Origin of the sequence: Dokdonella sp. (genome assembly GCF_049593775.1) — a bacterium.
GTDB lineage: Bacteria > Pseudomonadota > Gammaproteobacteria > Xanthomonadales > Rhodanobacteraceae > Dokdonella.
Map to the genome: position 1 here is coordinate 1 of NZ_JBAWHJ010000269.1, position 12,281 is coordinate 12,281.

11 protein-coding genes are annotated in these 12,281 nt (G+C 60.3%); 8 read left to right on the plus strand and 3 right to left on the minus strand.

Features of this window, described 5'->3' with window-relative positions:
* The 7 genes from WBP53_RS09595 to WBP53_RS09625 all read left to right on the plus strand — a co-directional run.
* Positions 1–639 (plus strand): DUF4080 domain-containing protein (locus WBP53_RS09595; protein ID WP_423928313.1); only part of this gene is annotated, 639 nt, incomplete at its 5' end.
* A 110-nt stretch (positions 640–749) separates the two neighbouring features.
* A complete protein-coding gene (locus WBP53_RS09600; protein ID WP_423928315.1) occupies positions 750–1,091 on the plus strand; it encodes a glutaredoxin family protein in 342 nt (113 codons plus the stop codon).
* A 181-nt stretch (positions 1,092–1,272) separates the two neighbouring features.
* Positions 1,273–2,448 carry a phosphoglycerate kinase gene (locus WBP53_RS09605; protein WP_423928317.1) on the plus strand — a complete coding sequence of 392 codons (1,176 nt, stop codon included), beginning with the start codon at positions 1,273–1,275 and terminating at the stop codon, positions 2,446–2,448.
* A 3-nt stretch (positions 2,449–2,451) separates the two neighbouring features.
* Positions 2,452–3,129 carry an HAD hydrolase-like protein gene (locus tag WBP53_RS09610; RefSeq protein WP_423928319.1) on the plus strand — a complete coding sequence of 226 codons (678 nt, stop codon included), beginning with the start codon at positions 2,452–2,454 and terminating at the stop codon, positions 3,127–3,129.
* 110 nt (positions 3,130–3,239) lie between these two features.
* On the plus strand, positions 3,240–4,706 hold the full coding sequence (pyk, locus tag WBP53_RS09615; protein ID WP_423928321.1) for a pyruvate kinase: 1,467 nt from the start codon (positions 3,240–3,242) through the stop codon (positions 4,704–4,706).
* 415 nt (positions 4,707–5,121) lie between these two features.
* Positions 5,122–5,577, plus strand: coding sequence for an energy transducer TonB (locus WBP53_RS09620; RefSeq protein WP_423928323.1), 456 nt, complete (start codon positions 5,122–5,124; stop codon positions 5,575–5,577).
* A gap of 172 nt (positions 5,578–5,749) precedes the next feature.
* Positions 5,750–6,760 (plus strand): class I fructose-bisphosphate aldolase, encoded by a 1,011-nt coding sequence (locus tag WBP53_RS09625; protein WP_423928325.1) that lies wholly within the window; start codon positions 5,750–5,752, stop codon positions 6,758–6,760.
* A gap of 62 nt (positions 6,761–6,822) precedes the next feature.
* Here WBP53_RS09625 and cysK read toward each other — a convergent pair whose 3' ends face one another.
* A complete protein-coding gene (gene cysK, locus WBP53_RS09630; RefSeq protein ID WP_423928327.1) occupies positions 6,823–7,779 on the minus strand; it encodes a cysteine synthase A in 957 nt (318 codons plus the stop codon).
* Between the two features lie 21 nt (positions 7,780–7,800).
* Positions 7,801–9,231, minus strand: coding sequence for a siroheme synthase CysG (cysG, locus tag WBP53_RS09635; protein WP_423928329.1), 1,431 nt, complete (start codon positions 9,229–9,231; stop codon positions 7,801–7,803).
* Between the two features lie 220 nt (positions 9,232–9,451).
* On the opposite strand from cysG, the gene WBP53_RS09640 reads away from it, so the two are divergent.
* Positions 9,452–10,450, plus strand: a complete 999-nt coding sequence (locus WBP53_RS09640; protein WP_423928331.1) for a LysR substrate-binding domain-containing protein — start codon at positions 9,452–9,454, stop codon at positions 10,448–10,450.
* Positions 10,451–10,509: 59 nt separating this feature from the next.
* Here the strand turns inward: WBP53_RS09640 and pgi are convergent, their stop codons facing one another.
* Complete coding sequence (pgi, locus tag WBP53_RS09645; protein ID WP_423928333.1) at positions 10,510–12,108, minus strand: glucose-6-phosphate isomerase; 1,599 nt, start codon at positions 12,106–12,108, stop codon at positions 10,510–10,512.
* Between the last annotated feature and the right edge of the window lie 173 nt (positions 12,109–12,281).

Genomic DNA, 12,281 nt, shown 5'->3' on the forward strand with positions numbered 1-12,281 from the left:
GCGGCGAATATCGCGTGGTTGCGCGAGCATTCCGCCGCGCATCTGCATGTGGACCTGATCGCCGGACTTCCAGGCGAGGACATGGCGGGTTTTGCGGACGGATTCAATCGCCTCGTGAAGCTGGCGCCGCACGAAATCCAGTTCGGCATACTCAAGCGCCTGCGTGGCGCGCCGATTGACAGGCATACGAAGGAATACGGGCTTCGCTTCAATCCGGATCCTCCATACAACATCCTGTCTACCGACGCGATCGACTTCGCCACGATGCAGCGACTGTCGCGTTTCTCGCGCTACTGGGACATTGTCGCGAACTCGGGGCGCTATCTGCGAACGCTGGCGCTCGTGCTTGATGACAGTCCATTCGCGAACTTCCTCGGATTCAGCGACTGGCTCTACGGGAAGACAGGGCAGACTCACGCCCTGGCGCAGGAGCGCCTTGTGCACTTGCTGCACGAGCATCTTTGCGAGATTCGCCGCCTGCCGCCAGAAGAAGTTGCTGAAGCGCTGATCGCGGACTACCACGGAACTGGTGGACGCAGCAGGCTGCGATTCGAGTCCGGCGCAACCACTCGCGTTCGGCCACGCAAGAAGGATTCCGGCTCGACACCTTCGCGTCAGGCGCGTCATTTGCAGTCCTGATCCGAGACGTGTCATGCGTTGCAGCTGAATTCTGCGGGGAACCAACTTCGCCGCTGGCACTCCCATCTGCACTGTCCCGCATGTTGGGACTCCTGAGGAGGGTGTAAACGATGTTGCAACGCATGCTGCTGTCCCTGGCAATACTTGCCGGTGCCTGGGTGTTCAATTCCACGATATTGCCGTCCGTCGCAATCGCCAGCGAGGCGGCGAAACCCGCGTTGGATATCGTCATGTATACGACGGAGACCTGCGGCTACTGCATTCGCGCCAGGGCCTGGCTTACCGAGCAGAACCTGACCTGGGACGAACGCGATATTGAATCCTCGGAAGCTGTGCGAGCGGAATGGAAGGCGTTGGGTGGGGTTGGGACACCATTGATCATGGTCAACGGGAAGGGTTTCACCGGGTTCTCGCCTAACGAACTGGCTGCTGAAATTGCGAAATATCGCTGAATCGCCCATCAACAACGATGTGCGGAAAGGATGGGTCTGAGCCGCGAAGGGAAGTGAAGATAACTGGTGTCGTTGGCGGAGCGTGGATGCGCCGCCACGACGCTTGCTGCACGACATTTGCAAAGCGTGCGTGCTGCCGCTGTAATGACAGGCTGAGTACTACGTCAACAAGGACCTATTGATGCCTGTCATCCGCATGAGTGATCTCGATCTGCAGAACAAGCGCGTATTGATCCGCCAGGATCTCAACGTGCCGATCGAGGACGGCAAGATAACTTCGGAACAACGCATCACGGCGTCGTTGCCCACCATCACCCTGGCACTGGAGAAGGGAGCCACGGTGCTGATCACCTCGCATCTTGGACGGCCGAAGGAGGGCGAGTGGAGTGCTGCGGATTCGCTGGCGCCTGTGGCCGCACGCCTTTCGGAACTGCTTGGTCGCGATGTGCCACTAGTACGTGACTGGGTAGATGGCGTCGATGTCGCCTCCGGCTCGGTTACCCTGCTGGAGAATTGCCGAATGAATGTCGGCGAGGGCAAGGACGACGAGGCGCTCTCGAGGAAATATGCCGCGCTGTGCGATGTGTTTGTCATGGATGCATTCGGCACTGCGCATCGCGCCCAGGCATCGACCCATGGCGTTATCCGCTTCGCCAGGATCGCCGCTGGTGGCCCCTTGCTGATGGCTGAGCTCGATGCACTGGCCAAGGCGCTCGAATATCCGTCACGCCCCCTTCTGGCCATCGTTGCCGGATCCAAGGTTTCAACCAAGCTGACCCTGCTCGAGAATCTTGTCGACAAGGTCGATCAGCTTATCGTTGGTGGCGGTATCGCAAATACCTTCCTGGCCGCTGCCGGCTACAAGGTAGGCAAGTCGCTCAGCGAGCCGGATCTCATTGAGACCGCAAACCGCATCAATGCCGCAGCCAAGGCACGCGGCGCGCGGATTCCGATACCGGTGGACGTGGTTGTCGCCCCGCGGTTCGCGGCCGACGCCCCTGCGACCATCAAGCTGATCGGTGATGTGGCCGACGATGACATGATTCTTGATATTGGCCCGCAGACCGCAGCGCAATATGCAGCCATGATCGACAAGGCCGGAACCGTGGTCTGGAACGGGCCTGTCGGCGTGTTCGAATTCGATGCGTTCGGCGCCGGTACGGAATCGCTTGCGCAGGCGATTGCCAAATCGCCAGCGTTCTCAATCGCCGGTGGTGGAGACACCCTTGCGGCAGTCGACAAGTACGGCATTGCCGACAAGGTTTCGTACATATCAACCGGTGGCGGAGCGTTCCTGGAGTTCCTGGAAGGCCATGAACTTCCGGCCGTGGCTGCCTTGCGCGCGCGCGGGGCATAAACAATGGCGCTGATCCTGCTCGATCTTGATGGCACCCTGATCGATTCGGAAGTCGGAATCACCACGAGCATGGTTCATGCAATGCGTAGCGTGGGGGTCGAGCAGCCCAGCCAGGAACGCATGCGCAGCTGGATTGGACCACCCCTGCACACATCGTTCGCGGAATTGCTGGGCGAAGATGAGGATCGCATAGACCTGGCCGTGCATCACTATCGCGAACGATTCGATGCAGTCGGCTGGAGTGAGCACGCAGTGTATCCGGGTATCGAGCAATTGATCGTCAATCTGGCCGGGCGCGGCAACCGGCTGGCCATCGTGACCAGCAAGGTTGCAGCACAGGCTCGTCGGATTGTGGATCACTTGCCCTTTGGTCAATCGTTTGAAGCCGTGTTCGCACCCACGCCTGAGGCCCGTACGTGCGGAAAGGCCGAACTGGTTGCAAGCGCGTTGAGCACACTCGGCCGCTCGGCGCGTGATGCCGTCATGATCGGAGACCGTTGTTTCGACATGAATGGGGCGCGGGCAAATGGGGTGCGCGCAATAGGAGTGTTGTGGGGATTTGGCAGCAGCAATGAACTCCTCGAAGCAGGAGCCGACCACATCGTGGCGGACCCACGCGGGCTGGAGGAATGTCTCGCTGTTTGTCTGCATGGACAGCAGGATACGGATCTGAAGGTGTAGCTGGCCTCCAACTCTCTCTCTCTCTCTCCATATTCTGGAACGGGATTTCAATGCATTTCGTCGTTACCGTGCTGTGGTAGGTTCACGCAAGGATGAAGAGGAAGCGATGAATGTCTGAGCAATTGCGTCGTACGCGAATCATTGCCACCCTGGGTCCGGCTACTGACGCCCCTGGAATGTTGAGAAGTATCCTCACTGAAGGCGTTGATGTCGTGCGCCTGAATTTTTCCCACGGCAATGCCGACGACCATCGAGCTCGCGCAGCAGCCGTGCGCGCCGTTGCGGCTGAGCTCGGTCGAGAGATTGCTGTGCTGGGTGATCTGCAGGGGCCGAAAATTCGCGTGGAACGCTTTGCCGATGGCGCCGTGCATCTTGAAGTCGGTGCCGCGTTTACCCTGGACTGCCGGGCTGATGCACCACCCGGCGATGTCAATCGCGTCGGCGTGGGATATCTCGACCTGTGGCGGGACGTCAAGGCCGGGGACCTGTTGCTGCTCGATGATGGCCTGATCGCGCTCGAGGTCGTGCAGGTCGCTCACGAGCAAGTGCAGTGTCGGGTATCGATTGGCGGTCGGCTTTCCGATCGCAAGGGCATCAATCGCCAGGGTGGCGGACTCACCGTAGCCGCGCTTTCAGACAAGGATCGACGCGATATCCAGCTAGCCGCCGAGTTGCAGGTCGAATTCCTCGCGGTCTCATTCGTGAAGTGCGCGGAGGATGTCGAGCAGGCGCGCCGCTTGCTGCAGGAGGCGGGCGGCGATGCGGCGATCGTGGCCAAGATCGAGCGCACCGAAGCGATCGCAGCACTTGGGGAGATCATCAACGCCAGCGATGTCGTCATGGTCGCGCGTGGCGATCTCGGCGTCGAGATCGGAGACGCCGAACTGCCAGGGCTGCAGAAGAAGATCATTCGCGAAACGCTTGAACGCAGCCGTGTCGTCATCACCGCAACCCAGATGATGCAATCGATGGTCGAGTCACCGATTCCGACCCGGGCTGAAGTGCTCGATGTGGCGAACGCGGTGATTGATGGTACCGACGCAGTAATGCTGTCGCAGGAAACGGCTTCGGGCCGCCATCCCGACAAGGCCGTTGCCGCCATGCGCCGTGTCTGCCTTGGTGCCGAGCGGCAGTTCGAGCCGCCCAACGATGTCGCTCCCGGTGCGCGCGTACTTGATCGCACCGACCAGGCCATAGCGCTTGCATCGATGTTCCTTGCCGATCGCATCAACGTGCGCGCCATCGTTGCCTTGACCGAATCGGGAACAACTGCCCGCTGGTTGTCACGCCACCGCTCGACCGTGCCGATCTATGCGCTCTCGAGGAATGGTGCTGCGCGGCGACGCATGCTGTTGTATCGCGATGTGCATCCGATCGAGTTTGATCCGCATGATGTAGGTCCGGCGCTGGCGGCGCGCGAGGCGATCCAGCATCTGTATCGGCTGGGACATCTTGCCGAGAATGACCGGGTCATCTTGACTACCGGTGATCACACGGGGCAGTTGGGTGGGACGAATACCTTGAAGTTGTTGCGGGTGGGGGTGGAGGGGTTGGCTGAGGGGTTGGGGGAACTCTGATCTCTGTCTTTTGTTGGCACGTACCTGCGAATGCCTTGCGCTTGTGATTGCCTCATGTTTTCGAGTCGTCCCAGCGAAGGCTGGGACCCAGTTCTTATATCTATGCCGCTTCGCTCAGTGCCTTAAGAGCAAAGCTTTCACACGCCTGCGGCGCAGTGGTCACGCAAGAGAAAGTAGCTCGCTCGCTGAAGGCGAGTGAAGGCCTTGGGCTGATGCCACAATATCGGCGCAGCGGGCACGCAAAAGAAAGTGCCTCGCGCACCCAAGGCGTGTCAAAGCCCTTTTCACTATGAACGAGCCTGAGTAGGAGGCAGATTCGAAATCGTACGAGTGACGTGTACCGCGGATCTGCACAGGAAAAGAACCAAAACACAGGATTCGGTATCCTCCCCACATCCCCAACCGAGAATTCCCCATGACCAAGCGCACGATTGCACTGATCGTTTCCTGCCTAGCGCTGTCGTCGCACGCCATCGCTCAGAAGGTGCCCCGTTCAGTAACTCCGGAAACACTCGAAAAATACTGGGTGCTGATGAAGTCCTCGATTGAGGGCAATGCGCCACTGGGTGGCAAGAACATGGATCAGTCGGGCTGCGCTGCAGTTTCGTTCATCGTCGAGAAGAATGGACGCGCAAGCGATATCACGATCGAAAAAGTGGAGCCGCCTGGTGGGCTCGGTGAGCTGGCGGCGAGCATCACATCGAATCTCGAGTTCGAGCCGACGATACGCAATGCGGCACGCGATCGTGTGTTCAGTTCGCTGATATTTCCGTTCAACCTCCCGCCTGATCCAGAAGCGCGCAAGGCGATCATGCAGCGCTGCGTCATTCCGGCTCGTGCGTGGAAGCCAAAAACGGCGGAAAAACAATAACCTGAGTCATTGGGTTGGATCCGGACGGAAGGCAGCGCATGGCGTGAATGCTGGCCTGGCGGATCTGCATCGGTATTCAATCTGGCCTATACTCCGCGCCCCTGAATCCCCTATTTCCCGCCCGAACTGTTTGTGACGGCACAACGCGTTTGTTTCCTGGAGTGGTCCATCCATGAGTATCGAGCAGCTTGAAAGTATCGCCCAGGCCATGGTGGCCCCGGGTAAGGGCATCATTGCCATCGACGAATCGAACAACACCATCAAGAAGCGTTTCGAGGCTGTTGGCGTTCCGAGTACCGAAGAGAATCGCCGCGCGTATCGTGAAATGCTGCTGACCACTCCGGGTCTGAATCAGCACATCTCCGGTGCGATCCTTTATGACGAGACGATTCGGCAGTCGACCAAGGCAGGCGTGCCGTTCACCAAGCTGATGCTCGATGCCGGTATTCTTCCGGGCATCAAGGTCGACAAGGGACCGTTTCCGTTGGCCGGTTTCCCCGGTGAGCTGGTAACCGAAGGGCTGGATGGCCTGCGTGAGCGCCTGAACGAATACGCCAAACTGGGCGCGAAGTTCGCCAAGTGGCGCGCTGTGATCACGATCAGTGGCGATTCTCCCAGTGGTACCTGTATCGAGGCCAATTGCCATGCGCTGGCACGCTATGCGGCGCTCTGCCAGGAAGCCGGAATCGTTCCGATGGTCGAGCCGGAAATCCTCATGGATGGCGAGCACGATATCGATGAATGCTACGAAGTGACCGAAGCGACCCTGCGCAGCCTGTTCGCTTCGCTGTACGAGCAGAACGTGTTCCTCGAGGGCACCATCCTCAAGGCGAGCATGGTCCTGGCTGGCAAGGATTGTGATGAGCAGTCGGATGTCGACGACGTCTCTGACGCGACGATCCGCTGCCTCAAGGCGGCCGTGCCAGCTTCGCTGCCAGGCATCGTGTTCCTTTCGGGCGGCCAGTCCGACGAGCGCGCTACGGCGCACCTCAACGCGATGAACCAGCAAGGGCCTCATCCTTGGCCGTTGTCGTTTTCGTATGGCCGCGCCATGCAGCAGGCAGCATTGAAGCTGTGGGGCAAGGACATGGCCGCCAATTTTGCCGACGCGCAGAAGACGGTTGCGCAGCGCGCCCGTGAAAATGGCCTGGCTGCCCTTGGTCAATGGAAGAAAGGCGCCTGATTCGGCCAGGTTCTGATTGGCTGTGGCTCAAGACGGGCGCCTAAGGGCGCCCGTTTTCGATCTCAGCCCAGCGATTCCAGCCATTCGTCGTCCGAGCCTTCGTTGACGCCCTCGAACAGGAATGTCGACAGGTAGCGTTCGCCGGTGTCAGGCAGCATTGCCAGCATGACCGAGCCGGCCGCTGCGTCCTTTGCGACCTCCAGCGCGGCGGCCAAGGTTGCCCCTGCCGAAATGCCGACGAAAATCCCTTCCTTGCTGGCCAGCAGGCGTGCGGTGTCCCGGGCAGTGATGTCATCGACTGGTACGACGCGATGGGCAACGTCGCGATTGAGAACGGCGGGAACGAAATCGGGAGTCCAGCCCTGGATCTTGTGCGGTGACCACTCCTTGCCGGATAGCATCGCTGCGCCGGTCGGCTCGCTGGCGATGATCTTCACTTCCGGGCGGGCAAGACGCAGCATTTCCCCGACCCCAGTCAGCGTGCCGCCAGTGCCCCAGCCAGTCACGAAATAGTCGAGTTGCCTGCCGGCGAAATCCTTGAGGATTTCTGTCGCGGTCGTGTTCCGGTGCCATGCTGGATTTGCCGGGTTTTCGAACTGCCTGGCGAGGAACCAGCCATGCTTGCCGGCCAGTTCCTCGGCCTTGCGCACCATGCCCGATCCGCGCTCTGCAGCCGGGGTCAGGATCACCTTGCCGCCATAGGCACGGATCAGTTTTCGTCGCTCGACTGAAAAGGATTCAGCCATGATTGCGACGAACGGATAGCCGCGAGCGGCAGCGACCATGGCCAGCGCCACGCCGGTATTGCCGGATGTTGCTTCGATGATGGTCTGGCCCGGCTTCAACGCGCCACTTTTCTCGGCGTCGAGCACAATCGCCAGGGCCAGCCGGTCCTTGACCGATCCGCCCGGGTTGAAAGACTCGACCTTGACGTGGATCTCCACATTCTTCGGGGCGAGGCGATGCAGCTTGACGATCGGGGTATCACCGATCGTGTCGAGTATCGATTCGAATGACATGGATCCGGATCTCCTTGACGCTCAGGCAGCGCGCCGATTGGGTGAGGGTGCCGGTGTGCCGGTCAGGGGCGCCTGTGCGTACCAGTGTAGGCGATCAGCCAATCCGGCGACTTCCCCGACAATCACCAGGCCAGGCGATAGCAGGGCATGGTCGCGCGCGAGTTGGGCCAGCTCGCCAAGCGTGCCGCAAATGACCCGTTGCTCCGGGCGCGATCCGTTCTCGATCATGGCGACAGGGGTCTGCGGACTTCTCCCATGTTCGATCAGCCGCTTCTGTGCGCTCTCGAGCTCGCGCACACCCATGTAGATCACCAAGGTCTGGTGTTGGCGCGCAAGCGAGCTCCAGTCCGGTTTTTCCGACGACTCACACTGGTGGGCGGTGGCGAAGGCAACGGCTTGCGCGTGATCGCGGTGGGTCAGCGGAATGCCGGCATAGGCGGCACAGGCGATGGCTGCGGTAATTCCTGGCACGACCTCGAAATCGATGTCATGCGCACGCAGATACTCCAGTTCTTCGCCGCCACGCCCGAATATGAACGGGTCGCCACCCTTGAGGCGGACGATGCGCCGCCCAGCTTGCGCGTGTTCGAGCATCAGCGCGTGGATGTGATCCTGCGATGTGTGGCTGCCGCCGGCCTGCTTGCCGACCTCGATCAGGGTTGCGTCACGTCGGATCAGATCGAGCACTCCGGCAGAGACCAGGCGATCGTGCAGGACGATATCGGCCTCATTGAGTGCTCGCAGGCCATTCAGTGTGAGCAAGCCGGGATCACCCGGGCCAGCACCCACCAGAACCACCGAACCACGGTTCCGCGGAATGTTGTTGCCGCGGAGGCTCCGTTTCAGCATGTGCTCTGCGCGCAGCGCCTGGTTCAGCCGCACCAACGCTGCGAATTTGCCGCGAAACAGGCTCTCGAGAAAGCCTCGCCGTTGGCCAATGTCTGGAAATTTCCGGCGGATACGCTCCCGATATCGCTGGGCGAGGGTCGCCAGCGGTCCCAATGAGGCGTCGAACAGCGATTCGATGCGCTCTCGCACAAGTCTGGCCAGCACCGGTGCCGCGCCTCCCGTCGAGATCGCAATCATCAGGGGATGCCGGTCAACGACCGCAGGCACCTGGAAGCTCGATAGCCCGGCGTCGTCTACCACGTTGACCAACAATCGCCGTTGTTCTGCTGCGGCAGCTATTTGCCGGTTCAAGGCGCGGTTGCCGGTTGCTGCAACGACCAGCCAGACGCCATCCAGCCATGCATCCTCGAAATGTCCGCGAAGATGCACTATTTCTCCGCCGGCAGCGCATTTTTCGAGTCGTCTCGAAACTCGGGGCGCGCCGACTTCCACACGGGCACCAGTCTTGCAGAGCGCGGCAACCTTGCGTTCGCCGACACTGCCGCCGCCAACAACCAGCACGCGGCGTCCAGCCAGATTTGCAAACATCGGGTAGAGGTTCATGGCGGCAAGCTTGGCGTCCCGCCCCTGTTCGAGTGAAATGCCGAATCATAAGGTTCTTATGGCACAATGTGATTAGATACTGATAGCCGTTTAGACGTCCATAGTGGACGGGTCGTTGCCAAGCGCTTATGCTGCAAAACACCATGCCAGTCCTGGGTGAGACTCCAGCCTGCGAGTCTCGAGTCAGCTGGAAGCCCGTCAGCAGCGCGAATGGATCGAAATGACACTGACTCAGCTTCGCTACATTGTCGCCATTGCAGATGCCGGTTTGAACATCACCCTGGCAGCCGAGCGTGTGCATGCAACCCAGCCGGGATTATCGCGCCAGCTTCGGCAGCTGGAGGATGAACTGGGTTTCCAGTTCTTCTTGCGCAGAGGCAAGAGCCTGCACTCGACTACGGGCGCCGGTGCCCAGGTCATTGCTCGTGCGCGAGTGATTCTTGCCGAGGCCAGCAACATCCGTGTGCTCGCCGCCAACCTGCGCAGCGATATTCAGGGCGAGCTGGTCATCGTCACCACCCATACCCAGGCGCGTTTTGTACTGCCGGTGGAAATAGCCGCGATCAAGCATCGTTACCCGGGTGTCGGTATTCGTCTCGAACCGCATGGCGATACCGAGTTGATGGAGATGCTTGGCAAGGGCGTGGCCGACATGGCCATCGTCAGTACTGCCGGTAGCCCGCCGGATGCGGAACTCGCCATCCCGATTTTTTGCTGGGAACGGCAGATACTGGTTCCGCAGTCCCACCCCTTGGCAGGATTGGGGCGAGCGCCACGAATCGAAGAGTTGGCCAGGTACGAGTTGGTCAGCTACGAATCGTCGCTGGCACCCGAATCGTCTCTGAGAAGAGCATTTGGCGATGCAGGTTGTGAACTGAAGCTGGCCGTGACTGCGCGTGACGCCGATTTGATCAAGACCTATGTTCGAGCGGGTCTCGGCGTTGGTGTGCTGGCCGAGATGGCGTTGGGCCCTGATGACCGTGATGGCTTGTGTGTTCTGCCAACGGCAGGCCTGCTTCCTGCTTGCACGACCTGGATCGTCCTGCAGCGGGATCGCGTTCAACGTGACTTTGCAATCGACCTGATCGCCGGCCTTGCGCCGCAGATTGATCGACGCGATCTCATCCGCGTGGTTCAGGGAGCCGCGGCTGCCAATTGGCCGTCGCCTCCGCACTGGCGCGATCGACTCCTGGCCGGGCGTTCAGTGCGCGCCGCCTGACTGTCAGCGCTGTGCAAGGACATTTCGCGTGCAATACGGCTGCTATCGTGTGCTTTGCATCAGCAACGCAGGCGCATGAGAAGGCCAGCTGTTGATCCATCAAGGGAGTCGACGTTGCCGGATTCCATGCGCGGCAGAAGGTCGGTGCAAAGGGCCTTGCCTAGCTCGACGCCCCACTGGTCGAAACTGTTGATGTTCCACAGCGCGCCGCTGACAAAGACACGGTGTTCATAGAGCGCGATCAGTGCGCCCAGGGACTCTGGCGACAACCGATCCAGCAGCAAGGTCGTGCTCGGTCGGTTTCCGGGAAAGCTGCGATGCGGCGCAAGCGCGTGAGTTTCGGCACTCGAGGAGCCGTACTGTTTCATGTCGCTGGCGACCTGTTCGGCGCTTTTGCCGAGCATCAAGGCTCTGGACTGGGCGAGTCCGTTGGCCAGTAGCTTGCGGTGTGAATCGACATGGGAGTGCCCGGGTTCGCGAACCAGGATGAACTCAACCGGTATCGTGTCTGTGCCCTGATGCAGCATCTGGAAAAAGGCATGCTGGCCATTGGTGCCAGGTTCGCCCCAGATAACCGGGCTGGTCGAGAACGGCAGCAGCTCACCGGCCTGGTCGACGCGCTTGCCGTTGCTTTCCATTTCAAGCTGTTGCAGATAGGCGGGCAGGCGCCGCAGACCCTGATGGTAGGGGGCAACGCTTCGGCTGGAGAAGCCGTGGAAGTTTCGATACCAGATATCGAGCAGGCCGAGTAGGACGGGCAGGTTTTTCGCTAGTGGCGCTTCCCTGAAATGGATGTCCATGGCGTAGGCGCCAGCCAGCAAACTGCGAAAATGCTTCTCGCCGATTGCCAGCGCTATCGGCAGGCCGATCGCTGACCACAGCGAATAGCGTCCTCCCACCCAGTCCCAGAATCCGAACGTGGTCGTGATGCCGAACTCCGCAGCCGCTGAGGCATTGGTCGTGGTGGCGACGAAGTGGCGGTCGATGTCGGTTCCGCCCCTGGATACAAACCATTCCCTTGCGATTCGCGCATTGGTCATCGTCTCCTGGGTGGTGAACGTCTTCGAAGCGATGACGAACAAGGTTTCCGATGGTTCCAGCTTGCGCAGTACCGGCTCGATGTCATGCCCATCCACGTTTGAAACAAAGTGGAATTGAAGATCTCGCGAAGCCACTTCGTCGAGTGCAGGCACAACCATCTGCGGGCCGAGATCCGAACCGCCGATGCCGATGTTGACGACGTGACGGATTCCGCTCCGGCCTGTGTCGCGAATGTGCTCGGCATATTCGAGGACGCGATCCAGCATTGCGTGGATCTGGTCGGAATGCGGAGCCTGGCCGCGCGGCGCACGCAGGGCGGTGTGCAGAACAGCACGCCCTTCGGTTGGATTGACGACATCGCCGGAAAACATGGCATCACGTCGCGCCTCAATTGCGCATTCCCGCGCCAGTTCCAGCAAAGCATCGAGGCTTGGCCGGTCAATGAGGCACTTCGATAGATCGGCGAAGACCGACGGAGCCTGGAATGAAAATCTTGCGAATCGGTCGCCGTCGCTGGAAAAAGCTTCGCGCAGATCGAATTGATCGGCCTGCTGCTCGAACAGGCTCCGCAGCTTTCTCCAGGAGGGCGTGCGATCACATCGTGGAGCGGAATTCATGTGCCTTCCGGTGCGAGCGGTATGGAGTGCGCAGCATAGCGGCTTGCGTGGGATCGTGACTTGGCTGGAGACCCTGCGGTCCGCGAGCCTGGCGGTGGTTTCTCAACCGGGGTCGGAGATCCCGGCTCGCCAGTAGCGCACTGGCGAGCCGGGATTCAAACGCAATGTCAGTC